General features: G+C 51.5%; 45 protein-coding genes. 1 reads left to right on the plus strand and 44 read right to left on the minus strand.

The genetic code is table 11. The features are described 5' to 3' along the window. Positions 1-76 precede the first annotated feature (76 nt). Positions 77-814: a hypothetical protein gene (locus ACJMM9_RS08255; RefSeq protein ID WP_405325644.1), complete on the plus strand. Its 738-nt coding sequence runs from the start codon at positions 77-79 to the stop codon at positions 812-814. Positions 815-946: 132 nt separating this feature from the next. Here the strand turns inward: ACJMM9_RS08255 and ACJMM9_RS08260 are convergent, their stop codons facing one another. The 44 genes from ACJMM9_RS08260 to ACJMM9_RS08475 all read right to left on the minus strand — a co-directional run bounded on the left by ACJMM9_RS08260 (position 947) and on the right by ACJMM9_RS08475 (position 25,497). Next, the gene (locus ACJMM9_RS08260; RefSeq protein ID WP_405325646.1) at positions 947-1,441 is read right to left on the minus strand and encodes a hypothetical protein; all 495 of its coding nucleotides are present in this window, start codon (positions 1,439-1,441) and stop codon (positions 947-949) included. Between the two features lie 128 nt (positions 1,442-1,569). Continuing rightward, a complete protein-coding gene (locus ACJMM9_RS08265; protein ID WP_405325648.1) occupies positions 1,570-2,112 on the minus strand; it encodes a hypothetical protein in 543 nt (180 codons plus the stop codon). An 8-nt stretch (positions 2,113-2,120) separates the two neighbouring features. Continuing rightward, positions 2,121-3,047, minus strand: coding sequence for a metallophosphoesterase (locus ACJMM9_RS08270; protein WP_405325650.1), 927 nt, complete (start codon positions 3,045-3,047; stop codon positions 2,121-2,123). Continuing rightward, a complete protein-coding gene (locus ACJMM9_RS08275; RefSeq protein WP_405325652.1) occupies positions 3,044-3,505 on the minus strand; it encodes a hypothetical protein in 462 nt (153 codons plus the stop codon). The genes ACJMM9_RS08270 and ACJMM9_RS08275 overlap by 4 nt, the downstream gene beginning before the upstream one ends. After that, positions 3,502-3,825, minus strand: a complete 324-nt coding sequence (locus tag ACJMM9_RS08280; RefSeq protein WP_405325654.1) for a hypothetical protein — start codon at positions 3,823-3,825, stop codon at positions 3,502-3,504. The genes ACJMM9_RS08275 and ACJMM9_RS08280 overlap by 4 nt, the downstream gene beginning before the upstream one ends. Then, a complete protein-coding gene (locus ACJMM9_RS08285; RefSeq protein ID WP_405325656.1) occupies positions 3,807-4,358 on the minus strand; it encodes a hypothetical protein in 552 nt (183 codons plus the stop codon). Before ACJMM9_RS08285 ends, ACJMM9_RS08280 begins: the two co-directional genes overlap by 19 nt. A gap of 2 nt (positions 4,359-4,360) precedes the next feature. Further along, complete coding sequence (locus tag ACJMM9_RS08290) at positions 4,361-4,705, minus strand: hypothetical protein (protein WP_405325658.1); 345 nt, start codon at positions 4,703-4,705, stop codon at positions 4,361-4,363. Then, positions 4,705-4,977: a hypothetical protein gene (locus ACJMM9_RS08295; protein ID WP_405325660.1), complete on the minus strand. Its 273-nt coding sequence runs from the start codon at positions 4,975-4,977 to the stop codon at positions 4,705-4,707. The genes ACJMM9_RS08290 and ACJMM9_RS08295 overlap by 1 nt, the downstream gene beginning before the upstream one ends. A gap of 10 nt (positions 4,978-4,987) precedes the next feature. Beyond that, positions 4,988-5,338, minus strand: coding sequence for a hypothetical protein (locus tag ACJMM9_RS08300; RefSeq protein WP_405325662.1), 351 nt, complete (start codon positions 5,336-5,338; stop codon positions 4,988-4,990). A 2-nt stretch (positions 5,339-5,340) separates the two neighbouring features. After that, positions 5,341-5,865 (minus strand): hypothetical protein, encoded by a 525-nt coding sequence (locus tag ACJMM9_RS08305; RefSeq protein ID WP_405325664.1) that lies wholly within the window; start codon positions 5,863-5,865, stop codon positions 5,341-5,343. Continuing rightward, complete coding sequence (locus tag ACJMM9_RS08310; protein ID WP_405325666.1) at positions 5,849-6,901, minus strand: hypothetical protein; 1,053 nt, start codon at positions 6,899-6,901, stop codon at positions 5,849-5,851. The genes ACJMM9_RS08305 and ACJMM9_RS08310 overlap by 17 nt, the downstream gene beginning before the upstream one ends. A 17-nt stretch (positions 6,902-6,918) precedes the next feature. Next, positions 6,919-7,245, minus strand: coding sequence for a hypothetical protein (locus tag ACJMM9_RS08315; protein WP_405325668.1), 327 nt, complete (start codon positions 7,243-7,245; stop codon positions 6,919-6,921). After that, on the minus strand, positions 7,245-7,856 hold the full coding sequence (locus tag ACJMM9_RS08320; RefSeq protein ID WP_405325670.1) for a histidine phosphatase family protein: 612 nt from the start codon (positions 7,854-7,856) through the stop codon (positions 7,245-7,247). The genes ACJMM9_RS08315 and ACJMM9_RS08320 overlap by 1 nt, the downstream gene beginning before the upstream one ends. Then, positions 7,853-8,365, minus strand: coding sequence for a hypothetical protein (locus ACJMM9_RS08325; protein WP_405325672.1), 513 nt, complete (start codon positions 8,363-8,365; stop codon positions 7,853-7,855). Before ACJMM9_RS08325 ends, ACJMM9_RS08320 begins: the two co-directional genes overlap by 4 nt. 40 nt (positions 8,366-8,405) lie before the next feature. Further along, entirely contained in the window at positions 8,406-8,654 is a 249-nt protein-coding gene (locus tag ACJMM9_RS08330) for a hypothetical protein (protein ID WP_405325674.1), read from the minus strand. A gap of 20 nt (positions 8,655-8,674) precedes the next feature. Further along, positions 8,675-9,442, minus strand: coding sequence for a lytic transglycosylase domain-containing protein (locus ACJMM9_RS08335; protein WP_405325676.1), 768 nt, complete (start codon positions 9,440-9,442; stop codon positions 8,675-8,677). A 1-nt stretch (position 9,443) separates the two neighbouring features. Next, positions 9,444-9,875: a hypothetical protein gene (locus tag ACJMM9_RS08340; protein ID WP_405325678.1), complete on the minus strand. Its 432-nt coding sequence runs from the start codon at positions 9,873-9,875 to the stop codon at positions 9,444-9,446. Between the two features lies 1 nt (position 9,876). Further along, positions 9,877-10,158: a hypothetical protein gene (locus ACJMM9_RS08345; protein ID WP_405325680.1), complete on the minus strand. Its 282-nt coding sequence runs from the start codon at positions 10,156-10,158 to the stop codon at positions 9,877-9,879. A 1-nt stretch (position 10,159) separates the two neighbouring features. Then, entirely contained in the window at positions 10,160-10,786 is a 627-nt protein-coding gene (locus ACJMM9_RS08350; protein ID WP_405325682.1) for a hypothetical protein, read from the minus strand. Next, positions 10,783-11,157, minus strand: coding sequence for a hypothetical protein (locus ACJMM9_RS08355; RefSeq protein ID WP_405325684.1), 375 nt, complete (start codon positions 11,155-11,157; stop codon positions 10,783-10,785). Before ACJMM9_RS08355 ends, ACJMM9_RS08350 begins: the two co-directional genes overlap by 4 nt. Further along, on the minus strand, positions 11,157-11,414 hold the full coding sequence (locus ACJMM9_RS08360) for a hypothetical protein (protein WP_405325686.1): 258 nt from the start codon (positions 11,412-11,414) through the stop codon (positions 11,157-11,159). Before ACJMM9_RS08360 ends, ACJMM9_RS08355 begins: the two co-directional genes overlap by 1 nt. A 65-nt stretch (positions 11,415-11,479) precedes the next feature. Then, positions 11,480-12,037, minus strand: coding sequence for a GNAT family N-acetyltransferase (locus ACJMM9_RS08365; protein WP_405325688.1), 558 nt, complete (start codon positions 12,035-12,037; stop codon positions 11,480-11,482). A 148-nt stretch (positions 12,038-12,185) separates the two neighbouring features. After that, positions 12,186-12,527 (minus strand): hypothetical protein, encoded by a 342-nt coding sequence (locus tag ACJMM9_RS08370; RefSeq protein WP_405325690.1) that lies wholly within the window; start codon positions 12,525-12,527, stop codon positions 12,186-12,188. Beyond that, positions 12,502-12,909 carry a hypothetical protein gene (locus ACJMM9_RS08375; RefSeq protein WP_405325692.1) on the minus strand — a complete coding sequence of 136 codons (408 nt, stop codon included), beginning with the start codon at positions 12,907-12,909 and terminating at the stop codon, positions 12,502-12,504. Before ACJMM9_RS08375 ends, ACJMM9_RS08370 begins: the two co-directional genes overlap by 26 nt. Then, entirely contained in the window at positions 12,906-13,343 is a 438-nt protein-coding gene (locus ACJMM9_RS08380; RefSeq protein ID WP_405325694.1) for a hypothetical protein, read from the minus strand. Before ACJMM9_RS08380 ends, ACJMM9_RS08375 begins: the two co-directional genes overlap by 4 nt. 7 nt (positions 13,344-13,350) lie before the next feature. Beyond that, a complete protein-coding gene (locus tag ACJMM9_RS08385) occupies positions 13,351-13,527 on the minus strand; it encodes a hypothetical protein (RefSeq protein ID WP_405325696.1) in 177 nt (58 codons plus the stop codon). Between the two features lie 45 nt (positions 13,528-13,572). Then, positions 13,573-13,929, minus strand: coding sequence for a hypothetical protein (locus tag ACJMM9_RS08390; RefSeq protein WP_405325697.1), 357 nt, complete (start codon positions 13,927-13,929; stop codon positions 13,573-13,575). 9 nt (positions 13,930-13,938) lie between these two features. Further along, entirely contained in the window at positions 13,939-15,126 is a 1,188-nt protein-coding gene (locus ACJMM9_RS08395; protein ID WP_405325699.1) for an AAA family ATPase, read from the minus strand. 84 nt (positions 15,127-15,210) lie between these two features. Further along, positions 15,211-16,344 (minus strand): MFS transporter, encoded by a 1,134-nt coding sequence (locus ACJMM9_RS08400; RefSeq protein WP_405325701.1) that lies wholly within the window; start codon positions 16,342-16,344, stop codon positions 15,211-15,213. A gap of 33 nt (positions 16,345-16,377) precedes the next feature. Beyond that, positions 16,378-16,590: a hypothetical protein gene (locus tag ACJMM9_RS08405; RefSeq protein WP_405325703.1), complete on the minus strand. Its 213-nt coding sequence runs from the start codon at positions 16,588-16,590 to the stop codon at positions 16,378-16,380. 1 nt (position 16,591) lies between these two features. Then, positions 16,592-17,509 (minus strand): hypothetical protein, encoded by a 918-nt coding sequence (locus tag ACJMM9_RS08410; protein WP_405325705.1) that lies wholly within the window; start codon positions 17,507-17,509, stop codon positions 16,592-16,594. Continuing rightward, the gene (locus tag ACJMM9_RS08415) at positions 17,469-17,627 is read right to left on the minus strand and encodes a hypothetical protein (RefSeq protein WP_405325707.1); all 159 of its coding nucleotides are present in this window, start codon (positions 17,625-17,627) and stop codon (positions 17,469-17,471) included. Before ACJMM9_RS08415 ends, ACJMM9_RS08410 begins: the two co-directional genes overlap by 41 nt. A 49-nt stretch (positions 17,628-17,676) precedes the next feature. Further along, positions 17,677-18,582, minus strand: coding sequence for a DUF5662 family protein (locus ACJMM9_RS08420; RefSeq protein ID WP_405325709.1), 906 nt, complete (start codon positions 18,580-18,582; stop codon positions 17,677-17,679). Between the two features lie 193 nt (positions 18,583-18,775). Continuing rightward, a complete protein-coding gene (locus tag ACJMM9_RS08425; protein WP_405325711.1) occupies positions 18,776-19,312 on the minus strand; it encodes a hypothetical protein in 537 nt (178 codons plus the stop codon). Continuing rightward, on the minus strand, positions 19,312-19,788 hold the full coding sequence (locus ACJMM9_RS08430; protein ID WP_405325713.1) for a hypothetical protein: 477 nt from the start codon (positions 19,786-19,788) through the stop codon (positions 19,312-19,314). The genes ACJMM9_RS08425 and ACJMM9_RS08430 overlap by 1 nt, the downstream gene beginning before the upstream one ends. Before the next feature lie 9 nt (positions 19,789-19,797). After that, positions 19,798-20,235 carry a hypothetical protein gene (locus ACJMM9_RS08435; protein WP_405325715.1) on the minus strand — a complete coding sequence of 146 codons (438 nt, stop codon included), beginning with the start codon at positions 20,233-20,235 and terminating at the stop codon, positions 19,798-19,800. Between the two features lies 1 nt (position 20,236). Then, the gene (locus ACJMM9_RS08440) at positions 20,237-20,767 is read right to left on the minus strand and encodes a hypothetical protein (RefSeq protein ID WP_405325717.1); all 531 of its coding nucleotides are present in this window, start codon (positions 20,765-20,767) and stop codon (positions 20,237-20,239) included. Positions 20,768-20,769: 2 nt separating this feature from the next. Beyond that, on the minus strand, positions 20,770-22,701 hold the full coding sequence (locus ACJMM9_RS08445; RefSeq protein WP_405325932.1) for an NAD(+) synthase: 1,932 nt from the start codon (positions 22,699-22,701) through the stop codon (positions 20,770-20,772). A gap of 27 nt (positions 22,702-22,728) precedes the next feature. Then, positions 22,729-22,980 (minus strand): hypothetical protein, encoded by a 252-nt coding sequence (locus ACJMM9_RS08450; protein WP_405325719.1) that lies wholly within the window; start codon positions 22,978-22,980, stop codon positions 22,729-22,731. Positions 22,981-22,988: 8 nt separating this feature from the next. Next, a complete protein-coding gene (locus ACJMM9_RS08455; RefSeq protein ID WP_405325721.1) occupies positions 22,989-23,513 on the minus strand; it encodes a hypothetical protein in 525 nt (174 codons plus the stop codon). A gap of 6 nt (positions 23,514-23,519) precedes the next feature. Further along, positions 23,520-24,194: a hypothetical protein gene (locus ACJMM9_RS08460; protein ID WP_405325723.1), complete on the minus strand. Its 675-nt coding sequence runs from the start codon at positions 24,192-24,194 to the stop codon at positions 23,520-23,522. After that, complete coding sequence (locus ACJMM9_RS08465; RefSeq protein WP_405325725.1) at positions 24,194-24,631, minus strand: hypothetical protein; 438 nt, start codon at positions 24,629-24,631, stop codon at positions 24,194-24,196. Before ACJMM9_RS08465 ends, ACJMM9_RS08460 begins: the two co-directional genes overlap by 1 nt. A 2-nt stretch (positions 24,632-24,633) precedes the next feature. Beyond that, the gene (locus ACJMM9_RS08470; protein ID WP_405325727.1) at positions 24,634-25,083 is read right to left on the minus strand and encodes a hypothetical protein; all 450 of its coding nucleotides are present in this window, start codon (positions 25,081-25,083) and stop codon (positions 24,634-24,636) included. Positions 25,084-25,086: 3 nt separating this feature from the next. Then, positions 25,087-25,497: a hypothetical protein gene (locus ACJMM9_RS08475; protein ID WP_405325729.1), complete on the minus strand. Its 411-nt coding sequence runs from the start codon at positions 25,495-25,497 to the stop codon at positions 25,087-25,089. Positions 25,498-25,514 lie beyond the last annotated feature (17 nt).

Below are 25,514 nucleotides of genomic sequence, written 5' to 3' on the forward strand. Positions count from 1 at the left end.
TAAATTAGGTTAATTCCATTTTGAATACCAGTTTAGTAAAGATATAAACTGCGTATATCGTATAAGGGATTTGACCATGAACCAACTATTCATCGACAAGCTGCACGAGAGCATGAACGACAAGAACAAGAACCTCTTGGAAGCAGTTGAACTACTCTACCGCACTTGCGAACAGAAGGCCCAGATGGAAAGCAAGTTCGGCAAGGCAGCCGCCATTGGCGGAATTGCCGCCGGATCGTACTTGACTGGCCTTGGAACTGGCGTAGCAAATGCCGACAAGATCAACGGCGCGATCGACGCTGGCAAGCAGACGGTGCAGCAGATGAAGGACGACGCCAATCAGTACGTCAAGGACGAGAATACCGTGGCGACCGTAAAGAACCGTTCCTATGACGGTCTGGCGCTCAAGAACAAGGGCTACAAGTTCGTAAGCGCCGATCAGAAGCCGGAACTCTTCAAGAAGACCGACAGCGGCGTACCGTCGTTCAACGGCATCTCCGTGAGCGACCTCGACAAGCAGCCGTACGTGCAAGCTGGATGGTACGTCTCCCCGGACGGCACGAAGTATTACTCCACCATCACTGGCGACGTGTACAAGATGCCGGACGGTCAGACCTTCGATAACGCCACCGCCGAGAACCCAGGAAACCGCGTAGGCCCAGGCGTCCTCATGACTGGCGACGTCACCGACGACGATGTCGAGAAGTGTTCGATCTCTATGGCTGGCAAGTATGGCCCAGACAAGGATTGCGGCCCCGCTGGCTACGTTCTGCACGACGACAAGTATCTCGACTGGGTTGGTGCCGAAAAGTAATTTAATCCATCAATAAGAATAGCCACCTAGAAGAACTAGGTGGCTTTCTTTGTTTGTGCTCTCTCCTACACAAACTTGACCAGCAATACCACTAGGGCAATGATGCTGGCCACTATGGCAACGTCTGTATAATCATCGAGCTTCATTGTGCGCCTTTATCCTTTGGGTCAGCACATCGATCATGCGGTTCCTCACGTTCAACATAACGAACCAAGATACGTTGTTCTCGTACGGAGCAAGAATATTGTCGATGTCCTTGATGCACCGAGCGCGTTCAAGTTCTGGCGAGAATATGCCGCAGTTGAACATGTCGATGATCGACGGATTCTCCATCGACTTGTACGTAATCTCTCGCTGTTTCTTTCGGATCCAGTCCCACGCGGCTTGAGGAAGCCAACCGTTGACATTGTCTGGTTCGATTTCGGTAACGAGCATGAGCTGTTTGCTCTCGTCTGAATTGCGTACCCACGGCACCAGACGGTCTGTGATTTCATTTACGCTCTTGTCGGACACGACGACCCAGTTGCACTCCATGTAGTGCATCCAATCATCAAAGGAATCCTTGATGAACCTTTCCAGTCGGTTGTCTTCCGGCTTGTTAAGCGAAATAAGATAGAACTTGCTCATACCACAAATATAGTAAAGATAGGCGTGTGTGTCAAATGACAGTTCCGCCGGGGCCATAGAAATGTTGACCAGACCGTTCCTTTCGGTCTTCTCGCTCGTTGAAGCATAGCCAGCTTCGCTTCATGCGCCTAGCCAATTTCCGAATCCACCTTGTCATTGTCGATAGTAACCTTCACGATAAAGTTAGATGTTTGCACCTTCGGCACGATCTGTGCATATATCTGTACGCCGTATTTGCTGTATTCGATATGGTCGATAACGGCATCGACATCGGTTACGCCTGGGTTTGCCTCCAGATAAGCGAGCTTTGCTCTACGCAGACACTTGTTGATATCGTTATCAGATTCCTTGGGCGCAGTATTCTCGGTCACTGCTCGAACCGACGCGACTTTCAAGAACAGCTCCATTTCGAACAGATTATCTGATACAACGTGAAGCGCTCCCCAATAATGACCATCGTCGTCTTGGACAAAGAACAACATGTCACACGTCAAATCGCGCAAGTATGCCTGGGAATCGAACGGAATGTTAGCATACCAGTAAAGGTAACGATCGCCGACGGCTTCCTTATACGCCTTGGTTTCCAGCACTGCTTCGGCAGATGTTGCGTATTCAAACTTGATGCCAGAACCATCCACGCAATTAGGAACATATTTGTTTACTCTGTACATACAACCTCTTAAAGATCGATGATGAAGTCGTTGTCGCTGCCGTCAACGGAGCCGCGTTCCAGCTTTTCTCCAGTGTAGTCGAGCAGTTCGATGTACCTAGTGCGTTCGCCGGGATAGCCAAGGGGATTGCACCAGATGTGGATTCTGTTTCCCTTGGAGTTGACGTATTCGGCCTTCCTACGACCGTGTACGTGACCGCAGAACCAGTAGGAATCGTCCGGCATCTCTTCGAGATACTTTTCGGCGTCGAAGTAGAAGGCGTAGTTCCACGGATCGTTGCGGAAGTCGAACGACACGCCAAGCTGGTACGGCACGAAATGCGTCATGATGACTTTCGGTCGTGCTTGGACAATGTTCATCATCTTCTTGTCGTAGTGGTTCCAGATGGCGGCTGGCTCTTGGTTGAAGTATCTCCAATGACGACCGTCGAACCAGTGCCTACGCCACGCGGTAAACGCATCCAGCCCATAAGAAGGGGCTTCGCACTTGAAGTCGCACATGCCCATGCAACCGCCGAAGTTTTCGCGGATATGCATGAGAGGGCCGTCTTCGCCGTCGAGAAGGAATACGTTGTCATAAGCGCGACAGAAGTCCTTTATACGAGCGATCTTCTGTTCGGTCGAAGCGAACTGCAGATTGGCCTTGGACGGCGTACTGCCGCGCACGACGAGGTCGTGGTTGCCGAGAACCATGACGACTCGTTTGTACTTGTTGCTAAGCCACGGAACGATACGGGTGAACGTCAAGTAATCGTTGGAGTAGTCTCCAGCGAGGAATATGCCTTCAGTCTCTGGGATCTTGTAGAACTTCCAGAGATGTTCGAGGGTTTCGATGGTGACTGATTCTTCCGGATCGTCCACATGCGACCTCACCTTTCCGACGGCGTCTTCAAAGTGAGTGTCGACATGTATGTCGCTTAACAGCAAGTATTTCATTGGGTAATTTCCTTGATGATCTTGTTCGTAGCTTCGATTTGCTTGAGCGTGACCTTCTTGAGGGCTTCCGCAACGTAGTTAGCGTCGACGACCTTGTAGCGGTTGGTGTAGAAATTTTCTTGACACTTGTATGTCTTCCACAAGAAGCCGCTTGACTCCGTACTAAGAACCTCGGCGCAGCGAGACGGCGTGATGTGTACGCTGTCTACATCAGACGACATCGGAGTCACATGTACAACCTTCTCGATAAGCATGTAGGACGGTGCATCATCGTTTTTGTAGTTCTGATACATTTGTTCGTCCTTCTCTTCGTCCAGATCCCACGGAATGTTGCTGACCTCTACCCATTTGCCGACAAGGCCGCTATACTTCTGCATGGCGGCTTCTTCCTTGGCCTTAAAGTAGGCGTCTCGCGCCTTGTCGTATTCAGCTTCCAGTTCTTCAAGTGTCTTGCTCATAGTTTGTTCCTTTTCCTAAATTCCCTAAGTTCGGCGGCCTTGGCCTTGATGACATCCCAACGGTGCCTAGCTGCATCCAGACCGCCTTCGAAATACTGGTCGACGACTTCGGTCGGTATGTAGCGCAGCGTATATTTCGCCTCGATGCCGTGCGGCCACAGCTCGAAAAAGACGTATCGGTCGTATGACGGCATACGCATCTTGACGTGGATCTCGTAGTCTGTCGGATCGACGTTAAGGATGGCGTATGCGGCAGTGTTCAGCTTCTTGCACAGATTGTCATACCGTCGGTTGACATCGGCTATTTCGTACTCGACCATGTTATCGGCCCTTTGATCGGTTTCACGCTCACGAGCTTATCTGCCAGCAGAGTAGGCTCGCAGTTACGGAGGATCGGTAAGCTTGGCGCAAACTTACCAATATCTATGTTAGGTTTTTGAGCCTTGCTACGTTCCTTTGCGACCAACCATGCGTCCCAGAATTCCTTGTCGTGGAAGAATACCAGCTTTCCGTCAACGACCTCGCAGCGTTCGCTATGCGGCTGGATGTCAAATGCATCGAAATGCTTCACGAAGACTGGAATGTCGCAGTCTTCATCTGCCAAGCCATCCTCGAACATGACGACTGGTTCCAGCGTACCCGGCAGAGCCTTCTGACGAGTGAACTTCTGTCCAGTACCAAGCCGCATGACGGTTTCCATTTCGTCGCAAGGGATGATCATCTTGTAGAAGCCGAAACCGAATGAGTGGATGTAATTGCATCCGGCCTCGATTAAATTACCGTCGAAGTCGCGGTAATACAGCGGCAAGTCGCCGTGCTGCTTGTAGATTCGTACAAGTTCACCAAGTTCCATGACTAGCCTTCCTTCGCTCGCTTGTCGAGATAGTTATGCAACCAGTCGCGCTGTGTTTTCATGCGCTCCATGGCCTCGTCCTTTTTGCCGTTGTAGTAGTCGTTGATGGCGCTACACGGAATGTGCATCCATTCGTTTGCGCGACCATTCTTCGTGCGGAACGACATGGACATCGTCAAGTCGTCGCCGATGACATCGGTAAAGACATTGAACTCGAACTTGGCATCGTCATCGCTGATCTGCAGCAAGTCATTGATCGCAACGAGAACTATGCTTTCAAGCATGGTACGGCGGTCGCGGAGTTCCTGGATCTTCAAGTAGAGGTTGAGCGGATGCGTTTCGGACATTAGGTATCCTCTTCGTAGGTCTTGAGGAAGATGTGCGGCTTGCAGAAGTAGAATTCGCCTTCCACGCCACGGATAACGTAGTCGCCGACGGTAGCGACATGTTCGGCCTTCACTTCGCCTTCGCCGTCTTCGAGGGTTCCGATGATGAGCTGGCCGCCCTTCAAGTGGGCACTGTCGCCAGCGAATGCCTTGACGGCGTCAAAGTTATCACCAGTCCAGATGATGGCCATGACGGAAACGGGTTTCTTGCGGAAAGATTTCGGTTGATTCATGATAGCTCCTTTAGGTTAAGTCCCAAATGTTGTCGTTCAAAATTTTCTGGTCTTCCGGATCCAGCGGCTTGGACTCGGCGATCATTTTTGCGGCCATGTTGGCGGCGGCTTCGGCCAGCTCAGCGTCCGTGACGTGCTTGCGAGGCCATTCGATGATGTGGCCGTCCTCGTACTTGGTCTTGTAGATTTCTACGTCCCAAAGACCCTTATCCGTCTTCCAGTAGTGTGCCCAGTTTTCGACATAGTCCCCGATGTGGAGACTGGGGAACACCTTGGACACCCAATGGATCGGATGGTCGAATTCGTCGAGCTCCGGCTTCATGTTTGGATCGACTGCTTTAGTTTGTTTGAGCTCTGCCATAATTACCTTTCAACTGCTTGGATTTCGAAGTCGCCGAATCGGTCTTGCAGATTCTTTTTGGCTTCTTCGGCGTATTCCTTGCTGGTGTAGATGTATGCGTTGCCGATATCGTCGCACAGATACTGGTACGCTTGCGACGACCACCACTTGTCCTCGCCAACCTTCTTGAGTACATAGTGCGTACTAGTCGCCTTGTAGGCTTGCGTGGACACTTCCAAAGTATCCGGCTTCTGGGTTACTGGGAATGTCAGTGGTTCGCTACCCAGCGTGTGGTGCTCCACAGTACAACCATAGAGGGCCACTACATGCGTTCCGTTACGGAGCCAGTCTTGAGTGTCGCCGATCTTGGGATACTGCGGAAAGTTGTCTTCTGGAAGCTTGACGATGTCGTCAGGAAGTTTCGGCGTCGGCGTGACCTTGATGTCGGTGCCAGCTTTCTGCGCGTTCGGAATGAGTCCAAGCTGGACAAGCCTAGCGTACTCGTCCGGAGTACACGTAACAAGTTGTCCGTTAAGCATTATTTCCATGGTTATCGTCTCCTACCAATTTATTCATCAACTCCACTTCGTAGTTGATGTGTCCGGAAATGTCCTTGATGCAGTTTCTGATTGCGGATTTAAGCGAATCGAGTTCAGCCTTTGTCCTATTCAGTTCTTCGCGGAGGATATCGCGTTCGCCCTTGATTCCAGCGACCTCGGAGCAGTACGCGAGGATTCCACCCAAGTTATTTGCTTCCGCATCGGCATCATCGCACCACTTGTCTTGCGGGACGAGGGTACGGCGATTGTTTTCGACAGCATAGATGTTGATGTTGAAGAACCAGTGCGTCTTTCCAGTCTCAATCACATAGGCTGGGCCGTCGCCGTTGAGCAGATGCATGGCGAAATTACGCGCTTGGTCGAACGTGGTGAACTTGTCCGTTACGAACATGGGACTGGCTTCGTCATGGAAATTCGTAGGCTTCGGTACACGAGAATGCTCGACCAAGAACGTCATGCTTGAGTTCTGGTATTCGCTCGGCACGACGAACTTCTCTGGCGTTTCAATCCACGATTCTGTGGGAAGAAACATCGTGTCGTGGCATTCCGGACAATATGTCTGGATGCGGACATCCGTCTTCAGATAGCCGCAATAGGCCAGCGACATGGCATAGCAGCGATTCTCCTTGACGATACGGTTGGCTTCCTTCTTCGCTTCGTCGAGCGTCTTGCATTCGAACGACACATCTTTGACGGATCCGCCAGCGTGGAGCTTGTACCAAACCTTGTACCACGGTTTGGGCTGATTTTGTGCATCGAGTTCCTTAATGGTCTCGTCAATGCTCTTGCTCAGTTCGCACCATTCGTCCCAAGGGACTTCCTTCTCGTACTCGCCGACTTCGACGATACGGATGTTCGCTGCGGTCGTATTCGAGTCGCCAAAATACTTTGCTCGGAAATCAGCACGTCCCAAGTCGTTAGCGAACTTGACTGCGGCGTCGCGAGAAGTGAATGACTCAGTGTCTTCCAATTCTGCACCACAAGACCATCCCTTGGTCTTGAGAAAGCATACGCGCCAACGCATAGAAGTTGTTTGTATTCCTACTCGCTGATTATTTCGTTCAGTCTGGTTTGCCATATAGTTGAGTCCTTTTGCCAAATAAGTTTCTTGTACTTGCACACTTCAGGAGACAAGTTTTCGCACTTGTACACCTTTTCTCGTGTCTCGAAAAATGCGCTGGCAGCATCCATCAAGCGGCTATCCCAGCTAGCCCATAGAGACACTTCCGCAATCACCATGACAGCGAACAATATCGACATCCCAGTGCCCAAGTCGTTTTCGCCGACCTCGAATGCTGAAAATGCCGCAGCCATGCCGATAAACGCCATTATGCCGCAAAAAATTACCAAGAAATAAGATAAAAACATTACTTGTGCTCCACTGGAGGTTTGAAGTGATAGTCTCGGACACACTTGTAGCCGGGTTCGTCTACGATCTGCAGCAAGTCCAAGTTAGCAAACTTGAACCCTTTCGAACGAATCACGTCGAACGGAGTTATGTCCATGTTGCCAGTCATGAAGTGGTAAAGGTAACGGATCAGCATGCCATGCGAAACGACTACGCAGCGGTGCATACCGAAATCACGTTCCAGCTGCCTACCGAATCCGTGCAAGATTTCCATCGCACGGTTGATCATGTCGGTATTGGTAACGTTAACGCAAGCATTGAACTCCGCTTCGTCGATTTCCCAGAACTTTCGGCTACCCAGTCCGGCGCAGTCGAATTCACGGAACAAGTCGTTCTCGATGATTTCCACGTTCTCCACGTCGCCGAATAGCATCTGTGCGGTCTGCCGACAACGCTTTGCTGGAGAACAGAAGATAGGCATGCCGGGATACCTCGGTACGAACTTGCCGATACGTTCTTCCCAGTCTGCTGGCTTCTCCATGGATACGATATCGGCATTGTCGTAGCCGTTTACCATGGATCCGGTGAAGTTAGCCGCAGTGGGCGCATGCCTAATGAAGTAGAATATCATGCGCCCCAGCCTTCCAGCAGCTTGCTCACGTTCACCAAGGCATTCTGCTTGATCTCTTCGACCTTGGCGGAGTCGACGATAGCGCTGATTTCGCTGAAGTCGACGCGGTAGTCTTCTTCGTTCGAATTGGTAATCTTGACGTTGCCAGTATTGTCCTCGTTGATGTCGGCCAGACGAGCGTCGTACGTAGTGCAGCTGTAATCGATTTCAAGACGCTTTCCGCACACATACATGAAGTCGTAGCTTACGGACAAGACGTCTTCCACCAGAACGATCGTCGTCTTGTGGAAGTTGTCGAACGAGCTGATACGAGTGTAGTTCTTGCCGTACATGAGGATGTACTTACCCTTGTACTTGGTGACAAAGTCGTCGCGCTTGCTTACGGCATGTTCGTTCTTGACTTTCTGCAGACGGCTGTCGGCACACTGGCGAAGTTCGCGCAGTTCGTTTTCGTTGTCACACGCTTCGATGGCTTCCTTGACGGCAGCCCAGTTATCTGTATTGGCCATATCAAACCTCGTTCAAATCAGAGTAGAATATAGCAAATTCCTATTCATTTTTCAACAGCTTTCCGCGTTCATACAGTTCCGCAGTACGCATTGCCTCGGCTTCGGTAAAGAAGTAGGTGTAGCCGTCGAACGGTTCCTTCAAGCAGAACTGGTTGTCGATATGCCTGGCCTCCTCGAAGAACGGATTGAACACGTATCGCAAGTGCTCGATGGCGGTAATGCTGCGCCAGAAGAACAAGAACTTGCGGTACTGGGGAATGAACCAGACTTCGCCGTTAGGCTGTTTCACTTTCTTTATTCGCCATTCCATCATTGCAGCATCGCCCTATACGAATAATAACGTTGCATGACCGTCTCGACGTAGGCCACGGTTTCCTTGTGTACATCGTCCTTTTCGAGTTCGCCTTCGATCCACTTCTGGTACTTCATCGCACCGCCGGGGCCACCGTTGTACGCGGCTGCTACAAGTACGTTGTTCTGGAACTGCTTGTACAGCTTCGAGAGGTACTGGACGGAAAGCTTTATGTTGTACCGAGGATCGGTAAGCAAGGTAAGGTCGAATTTCATTCCGGCATGTCTGGCCATTGCCTCGGCAGTCTTCGGCATCAGCTGGCCAAGTCCGATGGCACCAGCAGGGGACACCACGTCCTTGTTGAACTTTGACTCGGACTCGACCATCGCGAGAAGGAAGGCGTACTCGACTGACGAGTTGAACTCGGACTCCTCGTAGAGTATGCTTGCCAGTCTGGCGGCGTACTTGAGGTCGATATCCCTTCTTGCGTGACGGATGATGTTTGCGCCGATGGCGATCTGCTTGGATCGAGAACGGTTAGTCTCTGTGATTTCGTGGAGAGCAGACACATGGTTGTCCAGACTGTCCAGACGAGACACCATCGAGTCAGTGTAGACTTGGTTCTGCGCCAAGTGGTTCTCGATGGCGTCGAACTTTGTTGACGCTTCTCCGGCGAAGAAGCACACGAGGCATACGAGTGCCACGAGGATGAGTGATTCCAGAGTGATGAAGATGCGCTTGTTGCGGCGTCTCTTGTGATGTTTGCTTGTTGGTTTGTTTTTCATGTTAGAATATGGTGCGTAATGGTGAGGTTCGGAATATCATTTTACTGATACGGTCGGAGCATTCCTTCCGAACGGCCTCGAAGTCGTCATACATCTTGTCGTCGGGCTCTAGGGTGAATTCGTCGGTCACTCGGACGTTAACCTTGGTGTACCAGTCTGGTGCATTAAACAAGTGGATGATGTGCTTCTTACGAAGTGTGGCCATTTGGTTTGCGAAGCTACGTAGGTACTGCAGATTCTTGTAAAGGTCAAGTTCGCCTCGATTCCAACGTTCGCCGTACGCTTCGGCGTCTTGTTGGGAAATCCTACGGCGTTCCGCCAAAGTGTCCTCGCTGATGATGCCGCTGTGCTGCATGGCTTGGGCATGCCATTCAGCGACTTGCAGCAGCTCGTGCTCGGTCATCTGGTCAAAGGTTTTCTGCTTTTCTTCCATACTATTCCTCTACGCAGCTGATGCCTACAGGATACGGATAGCCTTCCAAGTTTTTATTGTAGCCAGAGTGTCCGTTATAGTAGTCAGTACGGTTCTCGATCTTGCAGTTCAGCCTTTTCTTCTTCTCATTCGGCACTTGCTTTTCAACGCAGAAAGATCGGTAGACGCCGTTCTTTTTCGCTTGTGCGGCGACGGTCTCGCACTGCTGAAGCGTATTGAATGTCAAGTCGGTGTTGATTCCGCCATTATACATTAACATGACTAAGACGAATACAATATTCATTTTACATCTCCTTCTTTACTTGTTCAAGTTCTTTTCGCCATTCGACAACCTTCTGCTCGGAAGCTTCGTCCAAGTGAAGGCCGAAGATTGACATCAACGTGTTCGCCGTATCGACTGCGGAAAGCGTCTTCTGCAGTTCGTCTTTGCGAGCTTGCGCATCCTTGGCCTTCTTCTCGATCGCTTCCACATGTTTCTTGAATACGTCGTACTTGATGTCGATGATTTCGAACAAGTGGTTACAAGAATACACTGGCAGCTTCTTGGGAACCGTACGGACGTATTCGCACGTCATGTAGGATCCGCAGCCGACGGACAGTCTGAACCGCAAGTAGCCTTGTCGGTAGAACGCCTCGACGGCAAAATCGTCAGCCGTTTTAAAGTATCCGCGTGAAGGAGTCGGCTCGTCGCTGAACGACTTGTCGTCCAAGATCATGAGATAGAAGATATCCATGAGCTTCCGCTCTTCTTCGGAATAGTCCGTATCGAGATGGTGGTGCGTCTTGTTGCGCTTCGCTTTGACCGCAGCATCTACCAGTTGCTCATACCGCCCTTGGTTGGGGTATTCGTTAACCGACCACGACTTGATTATCGCAAATTGTTCGATTGTGCGCTTGTCTAGGTAATTCATTTCTTACCTTCGTATTTGAGTAATTCGTGCTTGAGGGAATCCGTGTGGAACTTCTTGTAAGCGTCGTTCGGCACGATGTACCTGACGGAATCCCTATACCAGTCGAGTCGCTTGCTCATGCACTTGTCGGACGAGTCGTAGCAGTCCGGCTTGTGTTCCATGACGTATTTCGCCGCGACATCCATGTCGTACAACGAGTACAAGTCGTGAATGAACATACCAAGCGGAATGAACATAATGATCGACAACAACACCACTACCTCGCCGCCAAACGGAACTCGCCTGGACATCCACAGACAGTAGAGGATGCCCAGAACGAAAACGACGATGCCGACAGCAAGGCGTATCTTGAAAGCAAATACAATGTCCATTATTCCGGCTTCTTGAGGTGATAAAGGTCGAAGGCGTACTCGTTGATGAACGGAATGTCCATTTCCTTGACGAAGTACTTGTGGTTGAAGTCCCAGATGTCATTGATGTCGCCGAGTGCGAGGTTGTTGTCCTTGACGATCTTGTCGATGAAGGACTTGTCAGTGGACTGGGCGATGACGGCTTCGTTCCAGTGGTCTGGGTCGCCCTTCCCAGAGAACTGCATTTCGCGATGCATGAGGATGTATAACTTATTCATGCACCTAAATATAGCAAAAAATGCCAGTCTTGTCAACTGGTATTTAACTGAAAATTTAATTTTTACTAAAAATCTAATTTACGGTCGTTCCATGGCGGACATTCGTACTGCGGATAGAGCGACTTCGAGTAGATGTAGATCGGGCCTCCGGTCAGAACATAGTCTGGAGTCGGGCCGTTGTACTTCTCTTCAGTAAATCCGTTAAACTTGTAGCATTCACGCGCTGGTACGTTCCCTTCGTTTGTATAGATACGAGCGTACTTGAACCCACGCTGCCTACATTCCTCGGTAAATGCGTTGAGCATGCGTGTGGCGAACCTTTCCCTACGGTATTCCGGCAATACGCCAAGCCAGCCCAGCCAAGCGCTTTCAGGGTCGATGGCTTCCGTATAAATTCCGGACATACCGATAAAGGAACCCATGGGATTCTCTGGAGTGCTGTAGTTCCACAGATAGTAATGCCATAGGTCATTAGGGTCGTGGTCGTCGGAACAAGACTCGCTGAAGCAGCTCTTCATTACGCCGCCGTCCTCGTCGTACAAGTGTTCGTCGGGGAAGATGACGGCGAACATTTCGTGCGCCTTATCGACAAGTTCTTTAGTAACTAAATGCTTCGTAAACATCAGTCAACCTCGCAGTGGTGGATTGCTATGTAGACAAACTCTCCTTTCCAGTCGCCTACTTCCTCTACACCGAATTCCTCGGTGTTTCCAAGACAGCGGACTTCAATGTCCGGCTGTTCCAATAGTTTGTGTGCTAGTTCGTGGGAGGTCATGAGTGGTGTACCGTGTAGTAGTGCTTTCCGTCTACGGTGAAGTGGTGCCATCCGACGCAGTAGTTCTCGGCGCTCTGCATCAGCTGGTATGTAGGGTCGTCGTAGTCGTACGTTTTGTACGTCTTGTAATACTTGCCGTCTTCGGCTGGCTCGTCCCAAGGGTCGATCTCGTACTTCTCCTTCTCCTCGGTGACTTCCTTGTGGAGCTGTTGCGAACAACAGAAGCCGTAATCCCAGTCGTCGAGGTTAGCGCCGTGTTCCCACAGCTCGTTTCTGGACAGCCCGGTGAGCTGTTCCAAGTCCTCGACGGTGTTAAAGAAAGTAAGGTCTCGTATCATGGCGTCTCCAGATGTAGGAGTTCTCTCCGTTAGGCTCGAACCCTTGCTTCTCGTAGAATATCTTGCTTTCCGGCAAGCTGTTCAAGGTTATGTATTTATAACCCTTCTTGAGTTCGTTCATGGCGTTGGTGCCGAAGTCGAGAAGGTGGCAGTCCGAAGTGACCTCGAACGAGAACACCCGGATGGAATCCTCCGCGTCCTCTTGGTAGATGGCGACGGACATGAGCTTTCCGTAGCGCACTTGGAGCATCACGAGCACGTCGCTGCCGTCAAGGTTCTCGTAGTCGTTCTTGTCACACATGGCATGGGTCAACGGAAAGTTGACGAGGGAAAGCTTGTCTGTAAAAGCCTTGCGGTAAATCGTAACTAGGAACTGGGTCACGAGTTCTCCTTGATCAGCTTCTTTTTCAGCTGCTCCATTTCGTTGTCCATCCGTTCGATCATGGCCTTGAGGTGGACGATCTGTTCCTTGCAGAACGACAGCTCGTTCTGGTAATGTTCCTTCTTCTTTGGGTCTGTAGCCTTTTCGACCTTCTTCTCAAGCCGCTTGATTTGCTTCTCGTATGCGGGGATGCAGCCGTCGAAGTCGTGGTGCCAGTGTGTTCCCTTGCACCAGAACTCGGATACGTTCTTGCCCTCGGAATGGAAGGCGATGCCGGGAGACTGCCATAGGTAGGGGAACAAGTCCTCGACTGAACGGATAGGGACTTCCTTTCCGTTTTCGATAACCTTGTCCTTCTCGGTATCGAACTCGTCTAGTAAGGTGCCCATGCTGCACCTACCGAGGTCTCTGTACGATTTAAGCGTGAACTTCATTTCCGCCTCATAGGTTGTCCAACTTGTCGCAGAGCCAGTCGCATAGGATAGCGCCCAGCAAGACGCACCCAGGTATGCCGATCAAGTATTCCGGATCGTTGTAGGTGAACAGTGCATAAGCGCTGAACCCAAAGAAGCCGATCAAAATGGCGGCCAAAACAAAAAATGCAACTCGATTGGACATAGTTGTGCCTTCTGAGTTGCAAATTAGTTTATTTCTCGACGTATGTCAACCAAACAGCGAGATGAAGTCGATGACTTCACGCGCTTCGGCGGTTTCCTTCAGGAAGACCGTTTCCAGCTCGAACTCGTGGTAGTCCTTCGCCAGATACTTCGTGAACACGAATCCGTGTTCGAGGAGGAATATGGCGTCCTCCTTGGAGTACCAGTGGAGAAGGTCTTCCACGTTCGAGCAAGAGGAGAACCAGTTCTTGCCGTCGATGTGGTAACGAGGGTCGTACCCCATCGGCAAGTTCTTCGCCTCGCCCTTACAGTCCTTGCAGCCCCAGACATACTCGTTCTTCGAGTTGTACCAGAGGCCGTTGTTCTCGTCAACCGCTTCAAGGCGGTAAAGCCACTTGGACATAGTCACTCCTTAGACAGTGAGGTACATCGGAGCCGAACGGATCGGCTTCGGACGGATGCTGATTTCCGACACGCTCTTGATGTCCTTCATGTGAAGGTAGCAGATCGTGTCGCCCTTCTTGGTCGGATGCGGAATGTTCTCTTCCAAGTAGATGTAGTCGAGGCTTTCGTCCACGTTCAAGCGCACGATGCCAGTCTCGTCCATGGTCATCTTGATTGCGGAGAGATAGACAGAGATTTCGTTTCCGATGAAGCCCTTGGTGGACGGCTTGAGCTTGGAATTCGAGCCGACGTACTTCACGCTGCGCATGTCGATGCCGACGGTTTCTCTTGACTGGAGAGAGTCGATGCTCATGTTGAGCGTACCGGAGTAGTCGTATCCGTTGATGTTCACGCTGCACTGCAGAGCAGATACACCGATACGGTCGAGGTTCAAGTCGCGCAAGGTTTCGTTGATGTCGAGACCAGCGTTGAGTTCATCCGCGATGGCGGAAAGGCCGTCGTAGTTGATCGGGTAGTTCTGCATGATCTGCACGGCGTACTTGATGGACTTCTGGTCGACACCCTTGGTCTCGTTCGTCAAGTACTCGATCATTTCCACGTCGGACAGCGGCTTGAACTCGAAGTGGTAGTAGAAGCGGCCAGGACGGTTGATCATGAACTGGGAAATCTTGTGGCGGTAGTTGACCGATGCGATGAACATGCGCTTCTGGCTGGAGCCGAGGCCGTCGAGCATCGAGAGGAAGGTGCCTTGGTCTTCGCTCTTGTCGTCGGTGTCGAAGTTCTTCTCGAACTCGTCCATCACCACGAGCACGGGCTGCGTGATGCTGTTGATGAGTCCGACATAGGCTTCGAGAGCCTTCGTACGGCTGAGGACGATCACCGGAATGTCGCGCTTGAGCGCTTCGTTCATGGCGATACGGATGAACAAGGTCTTTCCCATGCCGCGTTCACCGGACAAGAGGACGCCAGTGTTGCGCGGACGGCGGTCGTATGCGGCGAAGCACTTGTCCACTTGGGACGGAACCTTGCCGTAGACCTTCTTGGGAATGGAAAGATCGATGTTGTCGACAATTTCGAGCTTGGGGCCAGACATTGGCGGCATGACGATCTGATAGACATGGGGTTCGAGAACGTTCGTAACTTCTCGGAGGCTGCCGATCGGCGTGTAGGTCGATCCGGACTTAACGTAATTCATAGACATATTTTCCATGTCCGAAAATATAGTAAAACCGACCAGCCTTGGCTAGTCGGTGTGTGGTATAATTGTGTAAAATTTAGTTTACTTTTTCACGTTCATTTCCATGACGGTGAACGCGATGAAGTAGAGCACTGCAAGAACGATGTACAGAGAGTTGCCAGTGAACGTATTGGCGAGAAGTGGGCCGACGATTCCGCCGATGCTCCAGCCAGTCAATGTGATCGAGTGTACACGCGATGCGTTGCTCATTCCGAAGCGCTTCGCCAGCAAGCTAGGCAACACGCTGAAGTTTCCGCCGTAGGCGGCCTCGCACAGAAGTATGCCGATTACGGACAACATAGGACTTCCGGTGATGCAGAACACCGCACCCAAGATACCGAAGCTACATACAAAGTGGTATGCTGCCTTCCTTCCTATTTTGTCCGAAATGGACGAGAATCCTAGACGTCCGCCAGCGTTGGACAAGGCAGTCCCGGACAGCACCATCGCGATGGCAGAGATACCGAGCGCGGTAAGCAGTCCCTTCTCTTGGGATATGATCGCCAAGCCGCACGATATGTTGGTCATGAACATGAACCATATCGACCACCATTCCTTGTTCTTCAAGATGTACGAATAACGGAAGCCGTTGTCGTACGTCGTTTCGGACAAAGGATAAGGGTACTTGCGCAGCAGCAACGAAGATACAAACATCACAACGGCGTAGATGCCGCCCATTATGAAGAACATGTTGGGCAAGCTGACATTGGCGAGCAGCCATTCAATGACTGGCGACGCGATGAACTTCGCAAGGCCGAAGCCAGTGATCGCAAGTCCGGACGCGAGTCCCTTGTGGTCGCTGAAGAACGCCATCAGCGTCTTTACTGGCGTGACGTAGCCGATTCCGGTTCCAGCGCCGATTACCGCAGTCGAGATATAGAAGGCCGGAACCGATCCGACGGCGACCGCAGTTCCCAGCATCATGAAGCCAGTGATGAAGACAACCGTCGAGAGCCATGCGCCCATGCGCGGATTCTTCTCGATGACTTGTCCAAATGCTGCGGCACACATGCCGAGAAAGAAGATGATGAGCATGAAGCCGATATCCGTCTGGAACCTCGTCAGTGCGAAGGCTTCCATCAAGTTAGCGGCAAACTGTGACCAGCAATAGACTGAACCGATGCACGTGGTCAAGGCGACACCGGGAATAGCGCAATTAAGCCATTTGTTGGGCATATCTGTCCTTTTGGAGTTGACAGCAGTTTATCCCTAGAACTTCAGTCGGACGAACAAGTTGAAGAGCTGGTCGGACTTCCTCTTGAGCTGCGTCTCTTGCTTCTTAGTGACCGCTTGGAGTTCCTTGACGGCAGTAATTAGCTGATCCTTCGTCATGTCCTGAAGGTCTTCGTTCGTAAGGTCAGCCGCTTGCTTGGCGAGACGGCTTCCGAGCCAGTCGCCCACTTTGTTGATATTGAAAAACATATTAACCTAGTTTATGCTGGTCGACGTCGTAACCGAGTTCGATCAGTTCCTCTCTTGGTATGTATCCGCAGTTGCGCACGTTCATGTTGTATAGGTCGAGCAAGTACAGGAGCTGTTCACGATGATCCTCAAGGAACTGGATGAACGCAGTGTGGTTGTACTTGTCCTCGTTGCGCAGATGGTACTTGTGGCGGATGCCGTTGTTGCCGTTTTCGAGCGCGATGACTGGGACGCCAGTGTAGTAGCACTCAAGGCCGATAAAGCCGTCCTCGCCGCCCCACGTCCCAAGGAACTCGCTGGAGAAGGTTTCCTCTCTTCCGTACAAGGTAGCGTTAAGTTGTCTAAGATATCCGAGCGCGGCTACGTTCATGCCGAAGTTGCAAGTCCATACTACGCCGGAGTCGACGAACATGGCCTCGTACAAGACTTCGGTAGGTACGTCGTGGAATATGTTGCAGCTGCTTTCGGCAGTGTCCCTCTGGTCTTGCCAGTTGTACATCACTTCCTTGCGCTTGCCTACCGATACCTTCGGCTCCTTGCTGTCAAGCACCGCCATGTGGGACTTTATCAAGTCTGGCTCCGGTATGCAGTCGCCATCTATGAACACGACGGCGTCGATGTCGCCGTGCTTGATGATGTAGTCAACGGCGCAGTTCCTCACATGTCCGGTGAGGAACCAATCGACTCCGTGGGTCATCGTCGGACGGCCTACATAGTCTGGTTTCTGGCAGATTGGATAGTATTCGATAAGCGGGTCGTGACCGATAATCGTCCGCGCTTCCACGATTTCCTTAACAGTCGGTCGATCGGCCATGTACAGTACGTGACACGGCTTCACCGACATCGCATGTATAGCGGCCTTCATTTCGGCCAGATACTTATTCTGACCTCTTGCTGGTATCGCTAGTAGCAGATTCATCGTTTACCTCGTTGGATGAAATATCCTCGACTGGGTATTCGTCGTCGGCCAGTGACGGCCCACGGAAGAACGACCAGTCGTTCGGATCACGAGGCAAATTTAGCAAAATGTTCATCATATTGCAAACAATATATACTATTCACCTCGTTTTGTCAAGAGGGAAATAGCTATTTGTGGCTATTTTCCTCTTCCAAGTCCATCTTCGCCGTATTCATAAGGATTGAATACAGCTGTTCGTCGAGGCAGAACTTGTCCTTGTTCAGTTCAACGGACTTGACGATGTTGCCGTCCTTGTTGCGCTTACCAGCGGCCTTCCAGTCCTCGTACATTTCCACGAGGGCGTAGAGGTTCATCCCGGCCACGCCGTTCTTGTAGAACTGCGGATGGTGGTCGTTGTGGGCGTAATGGTGCTCAAGGGTCTCCGACAGCTCTTCGAGAGACTTGGCGTACTCTGGGGAGCCGTAGGTCATGTCCTTGAGTTTCAGCGTGGCACGGTCAAATCCAGCCTTCTCTGGCTGTTGGAGCTTCGACAAGTCGTGTGCCGCCGCCCTGAAGGTAATCTTGTTGCAGAAGTGCTGGATGTTCCTGGCTACTTGCTGGCGGTGTTCTTCGGTTGCTGCTGTAGAGTCGATCACGTCGTCCTCGGTTGTAGGCTGATTGCTAATGTTTATACAATCCTCGTACACGCCGAAGCAGTAAATCGAGATAGAGTTTTCCGGAAGTACGGCTTGTTCACCAGCTCGGTTGGTAATGGTGAAGGTCTTCGCGTCGTTTCTGATGTACAGATAGTCGGAGAACCAGAATTTGAAGTAGGTGTCGCGAGTCAGGTCGATCTTGTTGTCGCCGACATGGATGAAGCGCACTTCGTCTGCATCGTATTTATGGATAGGAGACTGGAGCTTGTACAACCACGACGACATTGCGGCGATGCCCAAGTGGTGCGGCATCTTCTCGAAGGCTTTCGCGTAGGTCTGGCCTATGCTTCCTTTTTCATAGTACATGTCGCCGTTGAATTCGTTGGAGACGAATACGTTGCCTTCTTCGTCTATGTACACAAGTTTTCCACGTGTCATTTGTTATCTCTCTGGTTGTTTTCTGATTGTTCAAAGTTATCGCAAAGGTCGTTTAACATGTCTTTAATAACGTCATTCACGATCTTTGGGATATCGATGCCAAACACGCGCTTTGCGACCAAGTGTATCAGCAACACTTCAGCCGAAAGTCCTACTGCATATAGGATAAATAACAATATCAGCATCGATTCCTCTAGTAATACCAGACGGCATAACAGCTCGTCTTGCCGTCCTTCTCGGTCGGAGGCTCGCTGTCGTAGTCGTCGAATCCGTGCTCAAAATTACTTGTTTCTTCAACGAGTGTCGCATAGGAGATCGGAGCATCCTCCTGTTCCATCCAGCAGATGAGGTTGGATACGCCCCAGTAGTTGGATTCACACTCATCCTTGACGCGCTGCGGCATTTCGTCCACGACGTACTTGCCGTCGAGAGAACCGTCGTAGAACGGCTCGATCTCCTTCGGATGGCGAAGGAACCAGAGCACGGTCTCCTTGCTCAGTTCTACGGAGTCTTTCTGACAACCTAGTACATGGTTGAGGAAGTACTTGTCGTATCCGATGTACGCCGTATCTGCGTCGATCAGCGTCGCGTCATGTCGGCCCTTGTAGCCGAATCCGTCGGCAAACAGCTCGCCATTGACAAAACGGGCGAACGCCTCGTTGTCGGCGCACACAAAGCAGTGTGCCGACGAGGAGTTCGTCTCGAAGGTATTTGGTCTTACAGTGCGCATTATTGGTTTCCGAAGTATCCGAACGCCACTACGCCGTTCAGCGAGTCATAGAATGTCTCGTAGTGGTAATGGTCAGAAATGTAGTAGTTATGCACGTTGCCGATGGAGTCGCTGATGAACGACTGGCGGATGTTGGCAATGACCCATTCCTCGTCAGTGTAATCAGCACGGCAATCCTCGTCTACATAGCTCCATTCGCCAGTACCCATAAGAGCTTTCTTGTAAGTCTCGAACGAAGGAATCTGCCCACAGAGCTTCTTGTTGAAGTAGTTCTCCAGAGCCGCGCCCCAAGTAGAACGGTCTCTCTGATAGATCGAGATGAACTGTTCATAGAGTTCTTCCGCAGTCTGCAAGGTTTCCCAATGCAAGAACAGCTCCATGTTCTGGAACTTCTCGTAGTCAGCTACGGTACACATGCACATCGCATGGGTAGACGAGGAGTTCGTCTCGAAAGTACCAAGTCGTACAGTCTTCATACAAACCCCTTAGCATCCGCCATAGTAGCCGAACGCGACGACTTCGGTGCCCTTGATGGTAGTGCGCTTCTCGAAAGTCTCGTACTCGTCGAAGCCAAGACGGTTGAACGGCTGGAAGCTTTCGTCGCGGAGCCAGTCGGACACGTAGTCGGTCTCTTCGCTCTTCTTGTCCCAGTCGTCGGTAGCGATGATGCGGATAACTTCAGAGAAGGCGGCAACGTCCATCGGCTGACGGTTGTGCTCTTCGCACCATTGAAGGTAGTCGCTCCAGGTAGAATAGCTGTCGTCGCGGAACTTTTCGAACAGTTCTTCTGCCGAAATGAGCTTTCCGCCACTGTACACGTATTTGCCAGCCTTGTAGGCTTCGTAGGTCTCCGGATCCGTGATGCAGATCGCGTGGGTCGCGGAAGAGTTTGTCTCGAATACATTCGTTCTGATGGTTTTCATGTTAACCCCAACCATATTTGCCGAAGGCTACGACATTCACGCCTTCGATCGTTTGTTCATAGGAGAACCATTCCTTCTCGTCATCGTCCTTCCATTCATCGCAAGTCTGCATTCCGTTGTCGGACAGCCATTGACCAATAAGTTCGAACACTTCGCGATTGAGGTGAGTGTTCTCGCCAAACTTGTCTGTAATCTCTTTTTTGAAGCTTTCAGTAAGCTGGTATCGGTCGTGTGAGTAGCATTGCCGCGCTACCTTGTAATTCTGGATAACGAACTCGAATTCCTCGGCAGTCAGCTTTTCGGTGTGGTTCTCCGCGAGGTACTTCTCGTACTCTTCACTGTTGAAATCGCCGTCTTGGTCGCCTTCGAGGAACATCTTGTACAGATCGGACGCGGAGAACAAGTCCTCGTGTTCAGTGCTGTACATGCCTTTGCCGTTCTCGAAGTCATCCCATCGAGATGCGGCAACCATGGTTAATGAGTGTGTCGATGACGAGTTCGTCTCGAACACACACGGTCTGACAGTTTTCATCGCTAGTCCTCCAGCCAGTCGTTGAAGCTCGCGTCGCTTGGCATGCGCCAGTCGGCACGAGGAGAAAGGGACAGAGTACCAACCTTCGGGCCGTCAGGTACGCAGCTGCGCTTGAACTGCTGCGTGAAGAAGCGGCGGAGGAAGGTCTTGAGGGCCGTCGTCAGCTCGTCTTCGCTGAAGTCGTCCTTGAAAGCATACTTGGCGAGGTAGAGGATCTTGTCCGGCGTCGCACCGTACTTTACGAAGTGGTACAGATAGAAGTCGTGAAGGATGTAGTCGCCGAGGATGGATTCGGTCTTCTGCGTGACGTTTCCGTCCTTGTCGGTCGGAAGAAGCTCTGGGGAGACCGGAGTATCGAGGATGTCCCTGAGCACTTTGGTCAGTTCGGCATTGTCGCATACCAAATCGGCATAGAATCTGACCAAGTAACGGACAAGCGTCTTGGGGATGTCGCAGTTGACGGAATACATGGACATGTGGTCGGCATTGTAGGTACACCAGCCGAGTGCGATTTCAGACAAGTCGCCAGTGCCGATGACGATGCCGTGTTCCTTGTTGGCCACGTCCATCAAGATCTGCGTACGTTCACGCGCTTGCACGTTTTCGTAGGTCACGTCGGCAATGTTGGGATCGTGTCCGATGTCCTTGAAGTGCTGGAAGCAAGCGTCCGTAATGTCGATGGTACGGAGTTCCACGCCGAGATATTCGGCCATTTTTTCCGCATTGCCCTTGGTGCGCTTGGTAGTTCCGAAACCGGGCATGGTGATGGCGAGAATGTCCTTCACTGGACGGTTCAAGAGCTTGTAAGTCTGGTAGATCACCAGCAATGCCAACGTTGAATCAAGACCGCCAGAGAGTCCAATGACGGCTCGTTTGGTGTTGGATGCCTCAAGGCGCTTGGCAAGGGCAGCGCACTGGATGTTAAAGATTTCGCAGCACACTTCGTTGCGGTGGTCACGAGTACTCGGTACGAACGGAGTCTTGGCAACGTAACGATGCTTGAGTTCGTCAGACGTCATGATGAACGGAGCTCTGGCTGCACGGATGTCATACGGAGTAGAAATGAAGTCCTGGAAGTCGCCTTCGGAGATGCGCTGCATGGTGAGGCGCTTCACGTCGATATCGGCGTAGATGATTTCGCTATCGCGAGAGAAGCGGTTTTCTTCGGCGAGCTTGCTGCCGTTTTCGGCGATGATCAAGTGGCCGCTGCAGACCATGTCGGTCGTGGATTCGTGGACACCAGCGGATGCGTACACGTAGCCAGCCATGCAACGTGCGGACTGGTTGAGTACAAGGTTACGACGGTAGTCGGCCTTGCCTACGAGTGCGTCGCTTGCGGACAAGTTCACGATGACTTGTGCGCCAGACAGAGCAAGGTAGCCACTGGGCGGATTCGGCACCCAGAGGTCTTCGCAGAGTTCACAGCCGATGACGAGGTCTTCGTCGGTCTTGATGAGGTTGGTGACCGGGACTTTAGCCCATCCGCAAAGCTTGCACACCTTCGGAATGCCACGGAGGAGTTCACGACCGCTGCTGAAGTAGCGCTTCTCGTAGAACTCGCGCTGGTTCGGAAGGTAGACCTTCGGAGTCACGGCGACGATAGCGCCGCTTTCGATGAACACCGCGCAGTTGTAGAGACGGCCTTCGATGCGTACGGGTGCGCCGACGGCAACGATGATCTTCTGGCATTCGTTCATGGTGAACACTTTGATGCGTTCGAGCGCTTCCTCGGCCTTATTGAGGAGCTGTTCTTGATGGAACAAGTCGTTGCAAGTGTAGCCAGTGATGCACAGCTCAGGGAACACGATCATGGTGGCTTGCTCGTTGTACGCCTTGTTGATGCATTCGAGAATCTGGTCGGTGTTGTACTTTGTGTCGGCCACCTTCATCTTTGGGCAAGCTGCAGCAAAGCGGTAAAAGCCGTGTTTGTTCATGGGGATAGTTTCGTTCATGTGTGTACCTTAGTAGAAAAACACGTACGGACGACCGCCGATTACGGTCGGGTGCGCGGATGGTTTGTGGGTGGAACGAGGCTCGCTGCACTCGTTCTTCTTTTCAAGTTCGATCTTGGAACGGTATTTCTCGATACAAGCGTCATCGAGGAGGCAAGAATGCGCACGGTCGGCCTCGGCAGCAAGCCATAGGGACAGACCGATGAACACTACCAGCACAATCAAGAAGACAATATTGAGTTTCCAGAAATCTCGATCCATATTGAATCCTAATCGTGGTTGTCGTTGTCGAGAATGACTTCACCGCCGCCGAACACGAAGCCGTAGAGTTCTTCCGGATCGTCACGCACCATCTTTGCGAGGTACATGCAGTCGTCGGATTCGTGAGGTGCGCTCTGGTGGTCGATGTATCCGGATACGTGCGCCGTAGGGAGCTTGCTGCTGTCTCCTCTGTCCCACGGATCCACTTCAAACCAGATGGCATGCTGATTGCATTCGGCATCCAGCTTGTAGTTGACGGTTACGCCGTGCGTGGCGAACACTCGCTTGACTTCTTCCAAGACACGTTCGCACTCGTCCTTGTCTGGACAGATGTCGGCATACGCGATGAGAGCATAGTCGAGAAGCTGTTCAGGCGTAACGAGGGCTTCGCCTACTGGGCCCCAGCCGTACTCACCGTCGCAGCCGACTTCGATGACGTAGTTGTCCTTGTTGCCGGGTGTGATAGTGTTGAACGTGATGGTGTGCATCGACGATGAATTTGTCTCGAATACTTTGTTACGGATAGTCTTCATATTGACCTACGTATGGAAGAAAGAAAGTGTACTCTTGTTGACGAGCAAGTCCTTGCCGTCGTAATCTTTATCGTCGCCCAGATCGGTAGAGTACATGCCTTCGGTCGACTTCTTGTAGTCATCCCAGATAAGGTTGCAAGCAAGACCGACTTGACGGGAAATCACGACGACCTTCTCGTCAATGTAGCCTTGGTGGAGGCGGCAGAACTCCTTGAACTCGGACGGACGCCTGGTTTCGTAGTAATTGTTGAGACTACGGAAGCAGCATTCGTAGTTATTGTCCTCGTCCAAGACAACGTAATCGACTTCCTCGTTGACCAGCTGATGGTAAGGGATACGGTGTCCCTTGTCGTCTACGACATACACGTCGATACCCTTGGGCATCGTAAGCGCCATGTTGGCGTAGGCATATCTGAGGTCGTTGAGGACTTGCGTCATCGAGTCTGGAAACTTGCTTGCGCAGTGTACGGCCATCGTGCAGAGATATTCGATGATATCCTTCACGTCGCTCGTGCATGTGCCATTGCCACCGCAAGTCCAGTAGTGCTTGACCTCGACTTCGAGGATACCGTCGGCATTCAGCTTGGGAAATTCTTCCGGCGAGCGCAACTCTTCGGAGAAGGTGATGCTATGCTCGGAGCTGGAGTTCGTCTCAAAGACATGTTTTCTGATGGTATGCATTATTCACCCTTGTAGAAAGAAAGTGCCATGATTTCAGTGCCGTTTACCGTAGTAGTGGCAGTAGTCCAGTCGCAGCTGTAGCCAGCGGTGCAGTAGTCCCTTTCGAGAGTGTAGAGCATGCTATTGTACAGCATTTCGTCGATCTCCGTGGTCAACGTAGGAATGTGGTGCCAGTCCTCGACCCACTTGCAGAAATCTTCACAAGACGGCATGCGCTTGGCGACTTCTTGTTCGTCGAGAACCAAGTCCTTGGTTTGCTCCTTGACACGTTCAGTGAAGAACGAGTAAAGGTCAGCGATGGGAACCATCTTCTTGTCCTTGACGTTGTACACTGTACGGCGCTTGACGAAGTCCTCGTATTCCTTCGGCGTGACGAAGGTGACGCAATGCGTCGACGAGGAGTTCGTCTCGAACACGGATTGACGGATAGTACGCATTATCAGTTTTCCCTATAGAGCGACAGAGCGAACAAGTCTTCGTCGCCCTTCTGTTTGACTTGGTCTTCGCAGAATCCGGACACCAGGAATTCCGCCTCGGAATGCAGATAGCGGAGGTTCCGACGGATGCAACTTACGGCAGCATCGTCGGCTTGCATGACACTAACGCCCTTCAGCACGTTGTCCCAGCTGTTGATCCAAGTGACGAACACCTCTTGGGTAGGCGTCAGCGCACGTACTTCGTCTTCTGGAGCCTCGCCCTTGAGGACAGAATCGTTGACCATTTCCATGAAGCGAGGATACATTTCCGACGCCGGAACGAGTTTTTCCTCGTACATGTCGTACACCAAGGAACGGTCACGGAACGCATCGAGTTCCTTCTTGTTCAAGAAGGTGACGCAATGCGCCGATGACGAATTCGTCTCGAATACAGTTGGACGGACGGTACGCATGGCCTACTCCGCTACGTATGCGGAAACCGCATGGAACTTCTGGTCGCCGATAGTGCGTTCACTCTCTTCGATGTCGGCAACGCCGCCATAGGTATAGATGCCGGAACGGCGGCACGTTTCCCAGATAGCGTTATTCGCGTCGTCGTTGTCGTCGAACGGTTCCCAGTCGTTGTCAATGAACTTCTTGGCCGCTTCGATGAACTCTTCGAGCGTAGGAATTTTGTCCATGTGACGATGCTTGCAGTCGAGCTGGAAGGATACATAGAAGTCTTCCCAAGTGGCCGGACAGTTCGTGAAGAAGTTGAACAGACCTTCATTGTTCTTGAAGTTCTGGAATTCTTCGTCCGTCATCAAGGTCACGCAATGCATGGAGCTGGAATTTGTTTCGAATACCGATGTTCTGATAGTCTTCATAATGCCCTCAATATAGC

Source organism: Fibrobacter sp., assembly GCF_045112255.1.
In the GTDB taxonomy this organism is placed as follows: Bacteria; Fibrobacterota; Fibrobacteria; order Fibrobacterales; family Fibrobacteraceae; genus Fibrobacter.